We start from the raw sequence: 18,554 nt of genomic DNA on the forward strand, positions 1-18,554 counted from the left end.
CCGCGGGAAGGGATGCGGGCGCTCGCTGCTCGATCAGCAGAAGCGCGTTACTCGAAGGCCTCCGGCGGCGGGCAGGCGCAGACGAGGTTGCGGTCCCCGTAGGCATTGTCGATGCGGCGCACCGGCGGCCAGTACTTCGACCGGATGAGGCTGCGCACCGGGTAGACGGCCTGCTCGCGTGTGTAGGGGTGGGTCCACTCCCCCTCGATCACGGACTGCGCCGTGTGCGGGGCGTTGTGGAGGGGGTTGTCGGCGAGCGGCCAGGTGCCGGAGGCCACGGCATCCGCCTCGGCCCGGATCGCGATCATCGCATCGATGAAGCGGTCGATCTCGTCGAGGTCTTCGCTCTCCGTCGGCTCGACCATGAGCGTTCCCGCGACCGGGAACGACATCGTCGGAGCGTGGAATCCGAAGTCGATGAGGCGCTTGGCCACATCGTCGACGGTCACACCCGTCGCCTCGGTGAGCGGACGAAGGTCGAGGATGCACTCGTGGGCGACCAGGCCGTTGTCGCCGGCGTACAGCACCGGGAAGTGGTCCCGCAGGCGCACCGCGACATAGTTGGCCGCGAGCACGGCGGCTCCGGTCGCCTCCCGGAGGCCATCGGCACCCATCATGCGCACGTAAGCCCAACTGATGGGAAGGATGCTCGGCGAGCCGTAGGGCGCGGCCGACACGGGAGGTCCGGCGTGCAGCGCGCGCTGCGCCATCGGATGCCCGGGGAGGAACGGTGCGAGGTGTGCCTTCGCCGCGACCGGCCCGACTCCCGGACCACCACCACCGTGAGGGATGCAGAAGGTCTTGTGGAGGTTGAGGTGCGAGACATCGCCCCCGAAATCGCCGTACCGGGCGAATCCGAGCACGGCGTTGAGATTCGCGCCGTCGACGTAGACCTGGCCGCCCGCATCGTGCACGGCCGTGCAGATGGTGCCGACCTCGTGCTCGTACACGCCATGGGTCGAGGGGTAGGTGATCATGAGGGCGGCGAGGGAATCGGCATGCTCGGCGATCTTCGCGTGGAGGTCGTCGACATCCACGTTGCCGAGCTCGTCACAGGCCACCACGACGACCCGCATGCCGGCGAGCACCGCGGAGGCCGCGTTGGTGCCATGGGCGCTCTGCGGGATGAGGCAGACGGTGCGCTGATCGTCGCCACGGGAGCGGTGGTAGCCGCGGATGGCGAGGAGGCCGGCGAGCTCGCCCTGGCTGCCCGCGTTCGGCTGCAGCGAGACGGAGTCGTAGCCCGTGACATCCGCGAGCCACCCCTGGAGCTGGTCGATCAGCTGGAGGTAGCCCTCGACATCCGATTCGGGAGCGAAGGGGTGCAGGCCGGCGAATTCCGGCCAGGTGACGGCTTCCATCTCGGTGGCCGCGTTGAGCTTCATCGTGCACGATCCGAGAGGGATCATGCCGCGATCGAGCGCGTAGTCGTAGTCGGCAAGGTGCTTGAGGTAGCGCATCATCGAGGTCTCGGAGCGGTGGGTGTTGAACACCGGGTGTTCGAGGTATCCGCTCGTCCGCACCAGCGCGGCGGGGATCCAGTCCACCTCGGCCGCAACCGAGTCGTCGATGAGGTCCTCACCGAGGATGCGGGCGATCGCGCGCACGTCGTCGAGGGTGGTGGTCTCGTCCGCCGAAAGTTGAACGTGATCGTCGTCCACGAGGTGGATCAGGTAGCCCGCGGAGTGTGCGCGCTCGACTAGCCGCGCCGCGTTCGTCTTGGTGTGCAGTGTGATCGTGTCGAAGAAGTTCGCCGAGACGACGGTGTGACCGGCCTCGGATGCCGCGCGGGCGAGCACGCGAGTGAGGCGGGTCACCCGGGTCGCGATCTGCTTCAGGCCCTGGGGGCCGTGGTAGACCGCGTACATCGAGGCCATCACGGCGAGCAGCACCTGGGCCGTGCAGATGTTGGAAGTCGCCTTGTCGCGACGGATGTGCTGCTCGCGCACCTGGAGCGAGAGCCGGTAGGCGGGGTGCCCGGCGGCATCCTGCGAGACTCCGACCAGGCGCCCGGGCAGCTGTCGTTCGAGTCCGGCTCGCACGGCCATGTAGCCGGCATGCGGGCCTCCGAAGCCCATCGGCACACCGAAGCGCTGGCTCGTGCCGACCGCGACATCCGCGCCGAGCTCGCCGGGAGAGGCGATGAGGGTGAGGGCGAGCAGGTCGGCCGCCACTACCGCGAGGGCACCGGTGGCCTTCGCCGCGGCGATCACGGCGCTCGGGTCCCAGACCCGGCCGGAGCGTGCCGGGTACTGCACGAAGATGCCGAATGCCTCCGGCAGGTCGAGTCTCTCGGGGTCGAGCTCCGCGAGATCGAGCATGATGAGGTCGATGCCGACCGCGGCCGCACGGTTCTCGAGCAGCGCGAGCGTCTGGGGAAGGGAATCAGAGTCCACGATGAAGGTCGTGCTGTCGATCTTGGAGGCGCGGCGGGCGAGCATCATTCCCTCGACGACGGCCGTGCCCTCGTCGAGCATCGAGGCGTTGGCCGTGGCGAGTCCCGTGAGATCGGTGACCATCGTCTGGAAGTTGATGAGCGCCTCAAGGCGACCCTGGGAGATCTCGGGCTGGTAGGGCGTGTACGCCGTGTACCAGCTCGGGTTCTCGAGCACGTTGCGCTTGATCACGGCCGGTGTGATCGTGTCGTAATAGCCGAGCCCGATCATCGACCGGTTGACGGTGTTCTTGCGGGCGAGCACGCGCAGTTCGGCGAGCGCCTCGCGTTCGGTCGCCGCAGGAGGCAGCACCGAGTCTGCCGCCGAACGGAATCCGTCCACATGGATGGATGCCGGCACCGCGGCACGCACGAGAGCATCGACGGTCTCGTATCCCAACGTGTCGAGCATCGTGGCCTGCGCCGCGGCATCCGTACCGATGTGGCGCTCGGCGAAACCACCCGTAGCCAAAAGGTCCTGTGTGAGCTGGTCGATCCCGGCCACTACTCGCCCACCAGCGCGGTGTACTCGTCGAAGCTGAGGAGGGCCGGGAGCTCGGTGAAACTCACCTTGATGAGCCACCCCTCACCGAAAGGATCGCTGTTCACCAGCTCGGGATTCGCGACGACCGCATCGTTCACCTCGGTGACGGTGCCGTCGACCGGCGCAAAGAGCTCCCCCACCGACTTCGTGGACTCGATCTCGCCCACGATCTTGCCGCTCGCGACGGATGCTCCGACGGCGGGGAGGTCGACGAAGACCACGTCGCCGAGCTTCTCCGCCGCGTACGCGGTGATGCCGACGGTCGCGATGTCGCCCTGCACATCGAGCCACTCGTGCTCGGAGGTGTATTTGAGGGTGCCCTGCTCAGCCATGGTTATTTGGCCTCTCTCGTGTAGAAGGGAAGTGCGGTGACGGATGCGGGCACGCGGGTTCCGCGCACATCCAGGAATAGTTCGGTGCCGATCTCCCGCACCGCGGGGTCGACGTAGGCCATCGCGATCGGGTATCCAAGCGTCGGGCTCAGCGCCCCGCTGGTGACCACCCCGACTTCCGCGCCATCGGCGTCGAGAACGAGGTAGTCGGCGCGTCCGGCGCGTTTGCCCTCGGCGCGAAGCCCGACGAGAACGCGGGCACCTTCTGCCGGGCCGGCCTCGACTGCGGCACGCCCGACGAAGTCGCCCTCTTTCTTGAGGTTCACAACCCGCTCGAGTCCGGCCTGCACCGGCAGGGTGTCCAGCGAGAGCTCGTGGCCGTAGAGGGGCATCCCCGCTTCGAGACGGAGGGTATCGCGACTCGCCAGCCCCGCCGGCACCAGGCCGCTTCCCGCGCCGGTCTCGGCGATCGCGCTCCACAGGGCGGGTGCGGCATCGGGGGCGATATAGAGCTCGTAGCCGTCCTCACCGGTGTAGCCGGTGCGGGCGACGAGGATCTCGTGCCCCTCGAACTGCCCGGGAGTCGACCAGTAGTACTTGAGTTCGGGGAGTCCGGCGACGACGATCCCGGGCACCTGGCTCAGGATCTCGTACGACTTCGGCCCCTGGATGGCGATGAGGGCGATGTCGTCACTCTCATCGAAGACCTCGCAGTCGAAGGGAGCGGTGCGCTCGAGGAGTTCCGCTGCCACGGCCTCGCGGTTGGAGGCGTTCGCGACCACGATGAAGCGGTCCTCGCCGGTGCGGTAGACGACCAGGTCGTCGATGATGCCGCCCTCGCGGCCGAGCAGCAGGCTGTACTTGGCCTGGCCGAGTGCGACTGCGGAGATCTTGCCGGCGAAGGCGTAGTCGAGGGCATCCGCGCTCTCCGGTCCGATCACCACGATCTCGCCCATGTGGGAGAGGTCGAAGAGCCCGGCGGCGGTGCGGACGGCATGGTGCTCGGCGAGGTCGCTCGAGTAACGCACCGGCATCTGCCAGCCGGCGAAGTCGGTGAAGCTGGCTCCCGCATCGACATGGACGCGATGAAGCGGCGAGTATCGTTCTTCGTTCTTCTCGGTCACGGTCTTCTCTGGCACGGAGTTCTCCTGGCGCGCGGGCTGCGGATGGAACTCCCCCTCTGTCATGGACCTGAGAGTTTCACGCCGGAGCGCTTTCACCTTCGGCGGGATGACGAACGCGAGCGTCCGGTCATCCACTTTCCAGAGTGGCCAGTTCGATGCGGTACGTAGACCTGAGAGATTGGCGGGGAGGCTTGCTCCTTCGGTGCCCGAGAAGTGTCGAGCTCTCCCGCATCGCGTGTGCGGCCCAGTTTTCGATTGTGGGGCCAGCCTAGCAAGGGAACAGTTCGACGTCGCCCCGCGGTTATCGATCGACGACGGACTGCTCTCCGCGCGCGGACCCGACGGCCAAGGGCGGAGATCTGGATGACACGCCGCACAGGCAACCGCCCCCGCGGCGTGTCATCCGACTGATCCGCTCTCGGCCGCAGCCGCAAGCGTCGCGCGACTACGCCTCGCGCGACTTCGGCGAGCTTTCGAGCGTCTTGGCCGGGTCGCGTTCGACGATCTCGCCGAGCGCGTCGTCAATGCGGGTGAGGAGCTCTGCCGGGATGGTCACTCCGGCGGCTTTCACGTTCTCGTGGACCTGCTCCGGGCGGGACGCCCCGATGATGGCCGAGGCCACATTGTCGTTCTGCAGCACCCACGCCACCGCAAGCTGGGCGAGCGAGAGGTCGAGCTCTGCGGCGATCGGCGAGAGGGCCTGCACCCTGGTGAGCACATCGTCGTTGAGGAAGCGCTTGATCATGTTCGCGCCGCCCTTCTCGTCCGTCGCCCGGCTTCCTTCGGGAAGTGCGGCTCCCGGCTGGTACTTGCCGGTGAGCACGCCCTGGGCAATCGGGGACCAGACGATCTGCGAGATGCCGAGTTCCTTCGAGGTCGGCACGACCTCCGCCTCGATCACCCTCCACAGCGCCGAGTACTGCGGCTGGTTGGAGATGAGCTGCACGCCGAACTCCTTCGCCAGCGCCGCACCGTCGCGCAGCTGGTCGGCCGTCCACTCGCTCACGCCGATGTAGAGCGCCTTGCCCTGGCGGACGATGTCGGCGAATGCCTGGAAGGTCTCCTCGAGGGGTGTCTCGTAGTCGAAACGGTGCGCCTGGTACAGGTCGACATAGTCCGTCTGGAGACGCTGCAACGAGCCGTCGATCGACTCGAGGATGTGCTTGCGCGACAGGCCGAGGTCGTTGTGGCCCTTGGGTCCGGTCGGGCCGAAGACCTTGGTGAAGATCTCGAGGGACTGCCGACGCTGGCCCTTGAGCGCCTCGCCAAGCACGGTCTCGGCCGCGGTGTTCGCGTAGACATCCGCGGTGTCGAAAGTGGTGATGCCGGCATCGAGGGCGGCGGTGACGCACGCCTTCGCGGTGTCGTTCTCCACCTGGGAGCCGTGGGTGAGCCAGTTGCCGTAGGTGATCTCCGAGATCTTGAGGCCTGAGTTTCCGAGGTATCTGAATTCCATGGATTCAAGCCTACGCGCAGCTTTCGGGGACTCCGCTACTCCCCGGTTTCGTCTTCTGGCCAGGGTGCACCGAGCGACTGCCCAGACGACTCCACCAGCGCGATGAGGCTCGAGAGCAGCGATTCCATCGATTCCGAGCGCAGCAGGGCGATCTGGTCGAGCGGACCGAGCGGAGCAATCGCTGCCAGTTGCCAGGCCGCGGGCACGGGATCGTCGGAGAGCTCGACATCCGGCGACCAGAGCTGCTCGCCCGCCTCCCCGGCCAGCCGAAGCGCCCCGCGCACCGCTTCTTCGGCCGTGTCGCGAAGAGGACGGAGCTCGTCGGTCCACTCGAGCTCTGGGAGATCACGCACGAGGGCGGCGGGATGCGGACTCTCCTCCCGCCACTCGAGGATCTCGATGCGCCGCTCGCCCTGTGCGACCAGCACCACGAACTCCTCGTTGGCATCGAGCTGCTGGATCTGCGCGACGGTGCCGATGCCGAAGCGCATCTCACCCCCGCCCACCTCCTGCCCGCGCTCGATGAGCACGACGCCGAACTCCGAAGGCTCGTCGGCGAGGATGCGCGAGAGCATCACGAGATAGCGCTCCTCGAACACGCGCAGTGGCAGCGGCATGTGCGGGAACAGCACAGATCCCAGCGGGAACATCGGAAAATCGGTCACTGCTACAGGCAACCACGAAGGACTGCCCGCGCCTAGGTCCCCCCTGCTGTGAGTTCACCCCCGGAACACCGATCTGTACCCCTTTCGGGCGAACCGGGGCACAGACAGACTTGTCCCGCGTTCGGGGGGTCTTCGATCCCCTAGGATCAGACTCAATGGACACCCCGACCCATTACGAATTGCTGTGCGTGACCCCCGAAGCCACAGCCGATGAGATTCGTAACGCCTACCGCCGACTCATCCGGCTCTACCATCCCGACGTCTCCGGAGCCGCCGGCGAGGCGATGACGCTTCGCCTCAACGAGGCACGGCGGGACCTGCTCGATCCGGAGTTGCGGGCGCGCTATGACCGCGCGCACCTCTACGCCGGCGCCGGTGTGCGGGCGGGGGCATCCCGCTTCGGTGCGACCCACTCCCCCGCGGCGTCGCATTCTTCTTGGCCGACTTCTCCTGGCCCGCGCGCTTCTGGCCCGCGCATTCACGACGAGTGGCGGCCGCCGCCGCGCACCGCGGCACCGACTCCATCGCTTGCTGCGAACCGGGCGCGCTATCGGGCATGGATGACCGTCTCCGTCGTCTCGATTGCTGCGATCGTCTCCATCACCGCGGTGGTGTTCGCCTGGAGTTACTCCGGAGTGCTCGGCCTCACCACCCCCAGAGTGATTCCCGCGCTGGTTGTGGCGGTGGGCTGGATGGTCGGCGGCTTCAGCCGGCCGGCGAAATTCTTCGTCGCGGCGCTGGCTTTCGGCAGCGCACTCTGGCCGCTCGTCGCGTTGGGCGTTTCGCCGTTCTCCCTCCTCTCCGATTCGATTCCTCCGTTGATTCTCGCTGCGCTGACCCTGCTCGGCATCGCGGTTCTTGCTCTGAGGATCTCGGCGCCCCTCGCGACGCGGCTGTCGCGGTATCGGGCCGCCGCGGCCTGACGCAACGGGCCGGGAGCACCGGCCCGGCCCATTCCGGGCGGCCGCGGACATTCCGGGCTGGCGTGCCGTCCCGGAATGTCCGCACTGGCCCGTTCGGCCGCGTTCGGCGCCGATCCGCACCAGCCGGGACCTTTGACCCGGGAGTGGCGACTACGGCGGCCTAGCGTGGAGGGTGATGCCGGACTTTCGAGACGTCGGTACTCGAGGAGGCACCCGGATGACCGTCGGCAGCTCGATCGCGGCACTACTCCCCAGTTGGCGCGACTACCGGTCGGTGAAGCGCACCTGGCGAGGCGATCTGCTCGCCGGGATCACTGTCGGTATCGTCGCACTCCCTCTCGCCCTCGCGTTCGGGGTGAGCTCGGGCGCCGGAGCGGAGAGCGGCCTGGTGACAGCGATCATCGCCGGGGTCGTCGCAGCGGTATTCGGGGGGTCGAACATCCAGGTCTCCGGACCGACCGGCGCGATGGTCGTGGTGCTCGGTCCGGTGGTGGTCTCCCACGGCGTGGGGGTCGTCGCACTCGTGAGTCTCGCCGCCGGAGTCGTGGTGCTCGTGGCCGGGGTGCTCCGTCTCGGCCGGGTGGTCTCCTACATCCCCTGGCCTGTCATCGAGGGATTCACCCTCGGAATCGCCGTGATCATCTTCCTTCAACAGGTGCCGGCCGCGATCGGCGCGACCGCCGGCGCGAGCAGCAACGCCTTCTTCGCCGCTATCGAGTCGTTCGGCTCCGTGGATCCGTCTACGATCGGCTGGGCGATAGTGGCCGTCGCGCTGGTGGCGGCGATCATGCTGGTGTCGCCGCGCATCCATCCGAAGTTACCCGGATCCCTTGTCGCGATCGTCGTGGTCTCGGTGATCGCCGCGGTCGCCCACCTTCCGCTCGCGAGAATCGGCGCGCTCCCGAGTGCGCTTCCCGCGCCGAGATTTCCTGCCTTCGACCCCACGACCCTCGGTGCGCTGGTGGGACCGATCCTCACGGTCGCTGCTCTCGCCGCCATCGAGTCGCTGCTTTCCGCCCGGGTCGGCGCCGCGCTCGCGGACACCGGCGCCTACGATCCCGATCGGGAGCTCGTCGGCCAGGGGCTCGCCTCGATCGCCTCCGGATTCTTCGGCGGCATGCCCGCCACCGGCGCCATCGCGCGAACCGCCGTCAACGTGAGGTCGGGAGGTCGGACCCGGCTGGCCGCGATCATCCACTCCCTGGTTCTTCTCGGTATCGTCGCCCTCGCCTCCACGGTCGTCTCGCAGATTCCGCTTGCGGCGCTCGCCGGGGTGCTCATGGTCACCGCGACCCGGATGGTCTCGCTCGCGACCGTCCGGAGCGTCGTCGGGTCGACGCGCTCCGACACCATCGTCTTCGTGCTGACCGCCCTCATCACGGTGTCGTTCGACCTGATCGTGGCCGTGGGGATCGGCATCGCGGTGGCCGCCTTCTTCGCCCTGCGCACCTTGGCGAACTCCGGCGGCGTGCATCGTGAGGAACTGCCCGGTACGGCGAAGGCGGGCGACGAGCACATCGCCCTCTTCCGCTTCGACGGCGCGCTCTTCTTCGGTGCGGCCGAACGCATGCTCGACCAGGTGACCCGGATCACCGGTGTCGACGTCGTGATCCTGCGCCTCTCGCAGTTGCAGGTGATGGATGCCACGGGCGCACGGGTGATCACGGAGATGATCCAGGGTCTCGAGAGGCGCGGCATCACAGTGCTGGTCAAGGGCATCCAGGAACGGCACCTGCGACTGGCCACCCGGGTCGGGATCGTCGGCTCCCTGAGACACCAGAAACACCTGTTCGACGACCTCGATGCGGCGATCGACCACGCCCGCAGTCACGTGCGGGTCAGAAGCTGACCACGAAACTGGGGATTCCGACGGCGGCCGAGGTCACCGGGGCACCGGTGTCGTTGACCACGTGGTCGAGAGTGCCGGCACCGAGTTGCACCGTGAGCAGGTCGTGCAGCTGCACGCCCGGCGTCACCGGCACCTCGAACCCACGCGTGGCGTGGATCGTCGGGTCGACGTTCGTGAAGATGTAGCTTCCCCCGCCCCAGAGGGTGTGGGTCTTCACCGAGTCCGCGACCTTGTAGCCTGCCCAGCCGAGCACTCCATCGTGCTGCCAGGCCGCCTGGTTCGGCGCGTCATAGGGCAGCTCGTTCTGGAAGAACACGGTTGTGCCGCGCTCCCCGTTCCAGATCACGTTGTACTTCTGGAAGTGCTCGGAGAAGAGCCCGGTGGCGGTGACGTTGCGCCCGTTGACGACGACCCCGGTCTCGGAGGTGTTGCTCGTCCACCCGACCCCCTGGCCGTGATCTGCACGCCAGGCCCAGATATCGTCGAGCACCACGTTGTCGCTGTTGACCTGGAGGGCGACCGTGGCCTTGCCCACGTGTGGTCCCCCGATACGGAAGTACACATCCTGGAGGGCGGTCGGGTTGCGCGATCCGCCACGTCGCAGGGCGTCCGACTCGGCGTCGTGGTCGTGCCAGTGCCCGTCGCGCTTCGTGCCGACCTGAAAGAGCACCGGTGAGTTCACCGATCCGGCGTCGATCATGAGGCCCGCGACATCCACTCCGCGCACGTCGGAGACAGCGAGGGGTACCGCTCCGTTCACCGCGGTGAGGGTTGCGAGGCCAAGGCCGAGAACCACGGTGTCGGCCCGTTTGACGGAAATGGTGCGATCGATGTCGTAGACACCGGGCGTGAACAGAAGGTTCTTGCCCCGGGCGAGCTGATCGTTGATGGTGCGCACTGAGACGCCCGGCGAGGCAACGAAGAACTCCGAAAGGGGGATGCCGCGGCCCGCCGTCGGCGCGCTCTCCCAGGTGGTGCCTCTCGAGTCGGTCCGCGCGTCGGGAACGAACACGCTATACCGGTTCTTCACGGTGTCCAAGAAGAGATAGGGCTTCTCCCGGCTCACCGCAGTCGTCCCGAGGGTCGTGTAGGTGGGGTCGGGGAAGGACTGGGCCGGAGCCCCGCTCACGCCGGAGAAGACCTGGTTCCACACGCCGTTCGACCAGGATCCGATGGAGCTGTTGCGCACGAGGAACTGCTGCTGCGAGCCGTTGACGATCGTGCCGGCCCGAGAGTCGGCCATGAACCCTCCGCTGGCGAACTGTGGTCCGGCGGTGCAGTAGTCCATGAACGTGAGGGTGCCACCGGTGACGTCCACCCGGCGCAGGGGAGCAGCCTGCGACACTGCCCAGAACTCGCCGGAGGACCGGCAGTCGGTGCCGCCCGCGACGTTGATCGTGAGGTTGGAGACCGATCGCCAGAAGTTGTCGAGCGCGCTGCAGTTGTCGGCGGTGAAGCAGCGGTTGTAGACATCCACGTGCCCGTTGATGGTGACGTCCCCCGGCGAGACGCCGAGTCCGGCCACCTCGGTGTAGTAGCCGACCTGGAAGACCAGCGGATTCGCGACCGTGCCGTAGACGCCGGGTTTGAAGAGCAGCGCGTACCGGGCCGTGCCCATCTCGTTGTCGACCTGCTCAGCGGCGATCTTATCCACCGTGGCCTGGATCTGGCTCTGCGGCATGCTCGGGTCGAAGATCTTGACGCTCGGCCCGAAGTCGACGGAGGCGGATCCCGGTGCACGCCCCTGGTCGGCGAAAGCCGCCGGGGCGAGCGCTGCTCCGGAGAGGGCGAGGGCTGCCGCGACGATGCCCGCCAGGACTGCTCGAGTGATGCGGCGCGAGCCGTTGGCAAGAATGGCCATGGGTGATCTCCTGCTCTCGTTCTTCGTCATTGAGGAATTGAGGCGGGCGTTCGGGCGCACGATGCTGGGAACAGTACGTGCGCAACAGGCGATGGTCAAGGCCCCGGGGTGCGCGCGGCCCAGGTCATAGAGAATTCACCTCTTCACCCCCGAGAGGAAAGATCGGGCTCCTAACCTCCTCACTGGTTCACACTCAACGACCCGGGAGGATCCCATGCGCACGAAGAGAAACCTGATGTTCGCTATGACGGCCGCGGCACTGCTGGTGGTGGGGGCGACGTCGCCTGCCTTCGCCGACGACTCCGGCCACGGGCGCGACGATTCCCAGCACGGTCCGGATCGCCGAGCCCTCAGTTTCGGAATCATCGGCGACGTTCCCTACGGAAGCGCCGAGATCGCCGCCTTCCCGTCATATATCCAAGACCTCAATGCCCACAAGGAACTCTCGTTCGTCGGCCATGTCGGCGACATCAAGAACGGGTCGTCCGTCTGCTCCGACGAGTACTTCGCGAGCATCCGAGCCGACTTCGACACGTTTCGGCTTCCGCTGGTCTACACGCCGGGCGACAACGAATGGACAGACTGCCACCGCGCCAACAACGGGGCCTACAACCCGCTCGAGCGTCTTGCCGCCGTGCGGAAGACCTTCTTCCCGCGCCCGGGCGTCACTCTCGGAACGCCGATGAAGGTCGAATCGCAGGCCCGCGCCGGCTACCCGGAGAATGTCGACTTCCGGCTGAGGGGCATCTCCTTCGCCGCCGTCAACATCCCCGGAAGCGACAATTCCCTTCTGCCCTGGACCGGACTCGGCCAGACGGCTCCGACACCCGAGCAGTCCGCCGAGGTGACGGCGCGCACGCAGGCGGACATCCGTCAGCTCACCGACACGTTCCGGGATGCCCGCCGACACCATGATCGGGCTGTGGTCGTGATGACCCAGGCCGACATGTTCGACCCGACGGTGACCGACCCCGCGCCATCCGACTACGCGGCTTTCACTCCACTGGTGAAGACGCTCATCGAGCAGGCGAATGCCTTCGGAGGCCCGGTCTACCTGATCAACGGCGACAGCCACGTCTTCAATGAGGACCACCCGCTTGCGGCCGGTTCGACCTGGCTGTCGTTCTACGGCCAGACGACCGCCGCGACCAACCTCACCCGCCTTACGGTCGATGGATCCTCCAACGCCCAGGACTGGCTCAAGGCAACCGAGACCCCACGCGGGTCCGTGACGCCGCTCGTGTTCGAGCGCGTGCCGTTCACTCACCCCGCGTCCTGATCGGCGCCGTCGGGTCCGCCCTCAGCGGACCCGGCGCTGCCGGAGGGCGAGGATGCTCGTCGCGGCGACCCAGACCAGCCAGGGGAAGGTGGCGAACACCGCGCCGCCCCAGCCACCGACCGAGGCGAAGCTGCGGTTGTCGGTGCCGCCGAACGCTGTGAGCAAGGCCACGACGTTGAGCGCTGCCACGACAACGGCCAGGCGTCCGGTCCAGCGCGGAAACGCGGTTGAGGCGAAGATCACATAGGCCGAGGTCGCCGCAATGAGCGCCACAAGCGCATAGCTGACCGGGCCGAACAACAGCAGGTATCCCTCAGTGAGCACCCGGATCGTCGTCGGATCGGGCGCGGTGCCAATCGCACCGAATGCTCCCCCTGCCTCGAGGGAGTCGCCGACCAGGGTGACTCCCACGAAGACGAAGCCGGCCCCGAGCACGATCGAGGTGAGCCATTCGAGCTGCCCCTCGGCGAGGGTGATGAGCTCACGGAACCCGGCGAGGAACACGATGAGGCCCGCCATCATCAGCGTGTCGATCAGGGTGATCGCGATGGTCTGCCCGCTGGTGCGACTGGCGAAATCGGCCAGCGCTGCGCTGTCGTCGAGCGCCGGTCGCACCCCGAGCGTCACCCGCACCCCCACCTCGAGCAGAATGAGCCCGGAGACCGCCAGCCCGGCAACGCCGGTGAGCAAATGGGGATCGACGGGAGCGGGAGGCTTCGGGGTGCGCATGCCCTCAGTCTGCGGTGTTCCGCCGCGCCGGGGTGCGAGTCAGCGGATCTGGTTCAGGCGGCGCGCACGTCCAGCTCGCCCGGATCCGCGCCATCCGCTCCGAAGACGATGCGGCGGTTGGCCACTTTCTCGCTGAAGAAGCGGTCGTGGCTCACCACCACGATCGCACCGGGGAAATGCAGCAGCGCTCGCTCCATCACCTGCGTGCTGGCCAAGTCGAGGTGGTTGGTCGGCTCGTCGAGCAGCAGCACGGATGCCCCGGATAACAGGCACTGCGCCATGGCGACACGCGCGCGCTGGCCGCCTGAGAGGTTGCCGATACGGTTCTTGAGGTCTGCTTCGGAGAACTGGAACATCCCGAGGAACCTGCCGACCGACTTGCGAGTGGCTGTGAGGGCGAGGCTGTCGGGGTAGGCGTTGACGGCATGAGTGACCGTGTCGGTGTCGTCGAGCTCGGCGAGCACCTCGTTGTAGGAGACGACCTTCGCGCCGGCGGCCCAGGCGACCTCGCCGGCATCCGCCTTCTCTTCTCCGGTGAGAACCCGCAGGAGCGTGGTCTTGCCGCTGCCGTTGGCGCCGCTGACGACGATCCGGTTGCCGCGACGTACCTCGAAGGACACGCCCTCGAACAGCGTCCTGCCGCCGAAGGACTTGGCGAGACCCTCTACCCGGCAGAGCACGTCCTTCACATGAAGGCCGCCGTAGATCTCGGTGATGATCTGATCGACGGGGCGCGGTGCGCGTGATTTCTTGATAGTGGACAGCTGCTTGTCCAGACCCCGGCTCGCCGCCTTCGCTGCCTCGCGCCGGTCGGCGATCCCCTCCGCCTCGAACGCCAACAGCTCCGACTCGTGCTGGAACTGCGCCTCGAGCGTCTTCAGCCGGAACTGTTTCTGGATGATGTACTCGCCGAAATTGCCCGGATACTCGTGGAGGTGAAAATTCTCGATCTCGATGATGCGGGTCGCCACCGCGTCGAGGAACTTTCGATCGTGCGACACGATGATCGCCGCACCGTGGAAGCCGCGGAACCAGGTCTCGAGCCATTCAACCCCGGCCACGTCGAGGAAGTTCGTCGGCTCGTCGAGCAGCAGCACATCCGGGTCTTCGAGCAGGATCTTGGCGAGGGCCGCCCGGTTGCGCCATCCCCCGGAGAGCTCGTCGATGGCGCACACGCGGTGGGCTTCGGTGAAGCCGAGGGTGGAGAGCGCGGTGTCGATGCGACGGCGGTAGTCCCAGCCATCAAGCCGATCCATCTCGGCGAAGAGATCGGACTGGCGGTGGATGAGCGGGTCGAGATCGGCGGTCGGATCGGCCGCTATCTCCGCGTCGATCGACGCGAGCTCGGCCTCGATGCCCGCAATCTCGCCAAAGAGCCCCTCGAGCACCTCGATGATCGTCGCGGTGCCGTCGAGCTCTGAGAACTGGGAGAAGTACCCGATGCGGGTGCCGGGCTCGATGGTGACCGTTCCGGAGTCGGGGGTCACCTGTTCGAGGATCAGTTTGAGGATGCTCGTCTTGCCGGAGCCGTTGCGCCCGATCATCCCGACCCGGTCCGTGCCGTCGAGACGGAAGAACGCCTCGCGCAGGATCGGCGTTTTCTCGAAGCGGAGTTCCACATCGTTCAGTCGAACCAGACTCATGCTGTCCTCTCGATGGCGCGCCTTCGAGGACGGCTCTTCGTAGGCTCCGGCATGCTCGCCGGGCCGCAGTGAACCTTACTCGCGCATTCCGGCAGCCGGCCCTCCCCCTCCCGTTTTTACTAGCACCGTCGTGCGCGAACACCGTGGCGGTAGTAAAAACGGGAGGAGGTCGGGGGGGGGGCAAGGACCAGGTCCGCTAGAAGGCGAGCCAGGCGGTGGCGGCGCCCGGCAAATCCCCGTTCTCGATCGGCGCGCTGCTGAGGAGGAGTCGACCTTCCGGAAGGCGCCAGGGGATGTCGCCGAAGTTGGTGACGTTCATCCAGCCGTTCGAGCGCCGGAAGGCCAGGACCTGGTCGCTTCCCGTCTCCAGCCACTCGAGCCCGCCCTCACGCCGGTGGCCGCGGATCTCGAGCGCCCGGCGATAGAGAGTGAGGGTCGACTCGGGATCACTCTCCTGCGCCTCGACGGACAGGGGCCCGAACCACCGGGGCTGCGTCAGGTGCGCGCCCGCCGTGCCGAAGCCGAAAGAGGCGCCCTCCCTCGTCCAGGGCAGGGGAACGCGACATCCGTCACGGCCGATGTCGGTGCCGTGGTTACGGAAGAAGGTCGGATCCTGACGCTCGGCGTCCGGGATGGATGCGACCTCCGGCAACCCGAGTTCCTCTCCCTGGTAGAGGTATGCCGATCCGGGAAGAGCCAGCTCCAGGAGTGTTGCGGCGCGGGCACGGCGCAGGCCGAGGGCGGTGTCGATGGTGGGGGTGACACCTCCCGAGAGCAGCCATTCCGCCCCCTGTTTGACCGCGCGGCCGTGCAGCGGCGGAAGGCCGTAACGACTGGCGTGGCGTACGACGTCGTGGTTGGAGAACACCCAGGTAGACGAGGACCCCGAGGTCTCGCTGAGGGCGAGGTTGAACTCGATGATGGTGCGGAATTGCGCGGCATCGAAGTCCGCCTCGAGGAGGTCGAAGTTGAAGGCCTGCCCGAGGCCGTCGGCGCTGGCGTATCGGGCGCGCCGGTCCGCCTCGACCCAGGCTTCGGCAACGGCGGTGCGGGCGGGCGTGTAGGAGTTGAAGACCGTACGCCATTCGGCGTAGATCTCGTGCACGTCGTCACGATCCCAGAGGGGATGGCTACCGTCGATCGGCAGGGCGTCGAGCTCGGCCTGGGTCGGCAGGGAGTCGGGAAGGTCCTTCGCGAGACCGTGTGCCACGTCGATGCGGAAGCCGGCCACCCCGCGGTCAGACCAGAAGCGGAGCGTCTCGAGGAAGTCGTCCCGCACGTCACGGTTCTTCCAGTTGAGGTCCGGTTGCTCCGTCGCGAAATAGTGCAGGTACCACTGGCCGTCGCCGACCGGCTCCCAGGACGGCCCGCCGAACGCCGAGGTCCAGTCCGCGGGCGGCAGCTCACCGTTCTCGCCGAGACCGTCGCGGAAGATGTAGCGGTCGCGGGCCGCCGATCCCCTGGCCGAAGCGATCGCCTCCCGGAACCACACGTGGCGATCGGAGGTGTGATTGGGCACGATGTCGACGATGCAGCGGATGCCCGCATCGTCGAGCGCCTCCATCAGGTCGTCGAAATCATCCAGCGTCCCCAGCTTCGGGTCGACCGCCCGGTAGTCATCGACGTCGTAGCCGCCGTCGGCAAGGGCGGAGGGATAGAACGGGCTGAGCCAGACGGCATCCACCCCCAGCTTCTGCAGGTAGGGAACCCTCGAGGTGATCCCGGGCAGGTCGCCAAGGCCATCACCGTCGGAATCCGCGAAGGAACGGGGATAGATCTGGTAGACGACGGCATCCCGCCACCAGGTCTCATCGGCGGACGGAGCGATGTCGAGTCGGAGGGTGTCGGTCATTGAGCGGGTGGGTCCTGTTCTCTCGAGAGCGATTTATTTGATGGCGCCCTGCGTGACGCCGGACATGACCCAGCGCTGCGTGACGAGGTAGACGAGGATCGCCGGCGCCATCGCCATGAGGTACGAGGCGAAGGAGACGTTGTAGTTGTTGCTGAACTGGGTCTGGAAGATCTGCTGCAACACCGGAAGGGTCTGCAGGGCCGGGTTCGACGTGATCAGCGAGGGCATCACGAAGTCGTTCCACGAAGCGAGGAAGGCGAATATCCCGACAGTGGCGCTCATCGGGGCGAGCAGGGGGAAGATCAGCTGCCAGAAGACCTGGGAGGTGCTCGCCCCATCGAGGCGAGCGCTCTCCTCCAACTCGTCGGGGATCGAACGGAGGAATGCCGTGAACAGCAGCACGCTGAATCCGAGCTGGAACATCACGTGGAGGATGGCCACGCCGATCGGGTTGTCGAGGTGCACGAGCCCGGTCAGCTTCACCTGCGACAACGCGAGTACGGGAAACGGCAGGAAGAGCGCCGCAAGCAGGTAGTAGAACGACCAACGGAAGAAGCGGCGATTCCAGTTTCGCGAGATCGCGAAGGCGGCGAATGCACTGAGGAGGATACTGCCGACAACGCTGATCGCCGAGACGCCGACCGAGATCGCGAAGCTCCGCGGAAAGTCGGTGAGCGTCCACGCCTGCACGAAACCGTCGATGCTGAATGGCGCCGGCAGCGAGAAGGCGTTGCCGTCGACGGCCTGCGCGGTCGTCTTGAACGCCATAGTGAGGGTCACGTAGAGCGGGATGAGCACCGTGAGCGAGCAGAGGGCCAGGATGATGGTGAGCGGCCAGTTGAACTTCTCGCCGCGGGCGGAGACGCGGGGGCGAACCGCGTCGGCGTTGGCCGGTGCCGTGCGTCCGGCGGTGGGGATCGGAGCAAGGGAGATCTGCGAGGTCATCAGAAACCCGCCTTTCCGCGCGTCGAGCGCAACTGGAGCAGGGCGATCACTATCGCGATCAGGAAGAAGATGGTGGCGTTGGCCATCTGGTAGGAATAATCGCCGTTGGAGAAGCCCTGGAAGATCGACATGGCGATGGACGTCGTCGCCGTGCCCGGGCCCCCGTTCGTGAGTCCGACGATGATGTCGTAGGCGTTCAGGAAGTTCTTGAACCCGATGATCGCGTTGATCAGGATGTAGCCGGCGGTGAGCGGCACGGTTATCGACCAGAGCTGCCTTCTGGCCGAGGCTCCGTCGAGGGCCGCCGCTTCGTACACGTCGGTCGGAATGGCAAGGATGCCGGCGATGTAGATCAGGATCGTCGACGGAACGGCCTGCCAGGCGGTCACGATCACGATGGCGATCCAGGCGAGGTCGGGATTGGCAAGGAGGCTCTGTTCGAGGGGTGCGATGCCGAGGGCGGATGCCGCGGCCGGCACGGAGTTGGAGAACAGGAAGTTGAACACGTAGGCGATCACGATGCCCGAGACGACCATCGGCAACACGAAGACCGCACGAAGCGCGACCTTCGCCCGGATCCGGGCCGTGAGCCCGATCGCGAGTAAGAAGGCGACCACGTTGACGACGACGACCGTCGCCACGGCGAAGCCGATGGTGAATCCGTAGGCGGCGAGGATCGCCGGATCCGAGAACAGCGCGATGTAGTTGATGATCCCGGCGAAACCGAAGTCACCGTACCCGACCGAGTTGGTGAAACTGTAGAAGATGCCCATGAGCGCCGGAAGCGTGATCGCAAGGGTGAAGAGCACAATCGCAGGCACGAGGAAGGCGTAGTAGGTCTTATCGACGCGCCCGTGCAACCTCAGCTTCCTGCGGGGCTGGGATGGTGTGACGACGGCCATGTCGTTCTCGTTTCTT

At 66.8% G+C, this 18,554-nt stretch carries 14 protein-coding genes and 2 riboswitches; of the genes, 3 read left to right on the forward strand and 11 right to left on the reverse strand.

Annotated elements, in window-relative coordinates:
• Positions 1–47 precede the first annotated feature (47 nt).
• The 5 genes from gcvP to ACVXZ4_RS13820 all read right to left on the reverse strand — a co-directional run bounded on the left by gcvP (position 48) and on the right by ACVXZ4_RS13820 (position 6,555).
• A complete protein-coding gene (gcvP, locus tag ACVXZ4_RS13800; RefSeq protein ID WP_461797985.1) occupies positions 48–2,846 on the reverse strand; it encodes an aminomethyl-transferring glycine dehydrogenase in 2,799 nt (932 codons plus the stop codon).
• A 92-nt stretch (positions 2,847–2,938) separates the two neighbouring features.
• Positions 2,939–3,310 carry a glycine cleavage system protein GcvH gene (gcvH, locus tag ACVXZ4_RS13805; RefSeq protein ID WP_461795398.1) on the reverse strand — a complete coding sequence of 124 codons (372 nt, stop codon included), beginning with the start codon at positions 3,308–3,310 and terminating at the stop codon, positions 2,939–2,941.
• 2 nt (positions 3,311–3,312) lie between these two features.
• Entirely contained in the window at positions 3,313–4,497 is a 1,185-nt protein-coding gene (gcvT, locus tag ACVXZ4_RS13810) for a glycine cleavage system aminomethyltransferase GcvT (protein ID WP_461795399.1), read from the reverse strand.
• Positions 4,484–4,581, reverse strand: a riboswitch (glycine riboswitch). Its footprint overlaps the gene before it by 14 nt.
• A 1-nt stretch (position 4,582) precedes the next feature.
• Positions 4,583–4,673, reverse strand: a riboswitch (glycine riboswitch).
• A 206-nt stretch (positions 4,674–4,879) separates the two neighbouring features.
• On the reverse strand, positions 4,880–5,890 hold the full coding sequence (locus ACVXZ4_RS13815) for an aldo/keto reductase family protein (RefSeq protein ID WP_461795400.1): 1,011 nt from the start codon (positions 5,888–5,890) through the stop codon (positions 4,880–4,882).
• Between the two features lie 35 nt (positions 5,891–5,925).
• The gene (locus tag ACVXZ4_RS13820; RefSeq protein ID WP_461795401.1) at positions 5,926–6,555 is read right to left on the reverse strand and encodes an LON peptidase substrate-binding domain-containing protein; all 630 of its coding nucleotides are present in this window, start codon (positions 6,553–6,555) and stop codon (positions 5,926–5,928) included.
• A 155-nt stretch (positions 6,556–6,710) separates the two neighbouring features.
• On the opposite strand from ACVXZ4_RS13820, the gene ACVXZ4_RS13825 reads away from it, so the two are divergent.
• Together ACVXZ4_RS13825 and ACVXZ4_RS13830 are read left to right on the forward strand one after the other, a co-directional pair.
• A complete protein-coding gene (locus ACVXZ4_RS13825) occupies positions 6,711–7,478 on the forward strand; it encodes a J domain-containing protein (RefSeq protein ID WP_461795402.1) in 768 nt (255 codons plus the stop codon).
• Between the two features lie 217 nt (positions 7,479–7,695).
• Positions 7,696–9,327 (forward strand): SulP family inorganic anion transporter, encoded by a 1,632-nt coding sequence (locus tag ACVXZ4_RS13830; RefSeq protein ID WP_461795403.1) that lies wholly within the window; start codon positions 7,696–7,698, stop codon positions 9,325–9,327.
• Here the strand turns inward: ACVXZ4_RS13830 and ACVXZ4_RS13835 are convergent.
• On the reverse strand, positions 9,317–11,188 hold the full coding sequence (locus ACVXZ4_RS13835; RefSeq protein WP_461795404.1) for an adenylyl cyclase: 1,872 nt from the start codon (positions 11,186–11,188) through the stop codon (positions 9,317–9,319). The two genes, ACVXZ4_RS13830 and ACVXZ4_RS13835, sit on opposite strands and share 11 nt — an antisense overlap.
• A 214-nt stretch (positions 11,189–11,402) precedes the next feature.
• Here ACVXZ4_RS13835 and ACVXZ4_RS13840 point away from each other — a divergent pair, with 214 nt between their 5' ends.
• Complete coding sequence (locus ACVXZ4_RS13840) at positions 11,403–12,467, forward strand: hypothetical protein (RefSeq protein WP_461795405.1); 1,065 nt, start codon at positions 11,403–11,405, stop codon at positions 12,465–12,467.
• Positions 12,468–12,488: 21 nt separating this feature from the next.
• Here the strand turns inward: ACVXZ4_RS13840 and ACVXZ4_RS13845 are convergent, their stop codons facing one another.
• The 5 genes from ACVXZ4_RS13845 to ACVXZ4_RS13865 all read right to left on the reverse strand — a co-directional run bounded on the left by ACVXZ4_RS13845 (position 12,489) and on the right by ACVXZ4_RS13865 (position 18,538).
• Positions 12,489–13,196, reverse strand: coding sequence for a hypothetical protein (locus ACVXZ4_RS13845; protein WP_461795406.1), 708 nt, complete (start codon positions 13,194–13,196; stop codon positions 12,489–12,491).
• A 53-nt stretch (positions 13,197–13,249) separates the two neighbouring features.
• Positions 13,250–14,839, reverse strand: a complete 1,590-nt coding sequence (locus ACVXZ4_RS13850) for an ABC-F family ATP-binding cassette domain-containing protein (RefSeq protein ID WP_461795407.1) — start codon at positions 14,837–14,839, stop codon at positions 13,250–13,252.
• A gap of 196 nt (positions 14,840–15,035) precedes the next feature.
• Complete coding sequence (locus tag ACVXZ4_RS13855; RefSeq protein WP_461795408.1) at positions 15,036–16,691, reverse strand: glycoside hydrolase family 13 protein; 1,656 nt, start codon at positions 16,689–16,691, stop codon at positions 15,036–15,038.
• 33 nt (positions 16,692–16,724) lie between these two features.
• On the reverse strand, positions 16,725–17,636 hold the full coding sequence (locus tag ACVXZ4_RS13860) for a carbohydrate ABC transporter permease (RefSeq protein WP_461795409.1): 912 nt from the start codon (positions 17,634–17,636) through the stop codon (positions 16,725–16,727).
• Positions 17,636–18,538, reverse strand: coding sequence for a carbohydrate ABC transporter permease (locus ACVXZ4_RS13865; protein ID WP_461795410.1), 903 nt, complete (start codon positions 18,536–18,538; stop codon positions 17,636–17,638). Before ACVXZ4_RS13865 ends, ACVXZ4_RS13860 begins: the two co-directional genes overlap by 1 nt.
• Positions 18,539–18,554 lie beyond the last annotated feature (16 nt).

The sequence above is a fragment of the Lacisediminihabitans sp. FW035 genome (genome assembly GCF_054880895.1).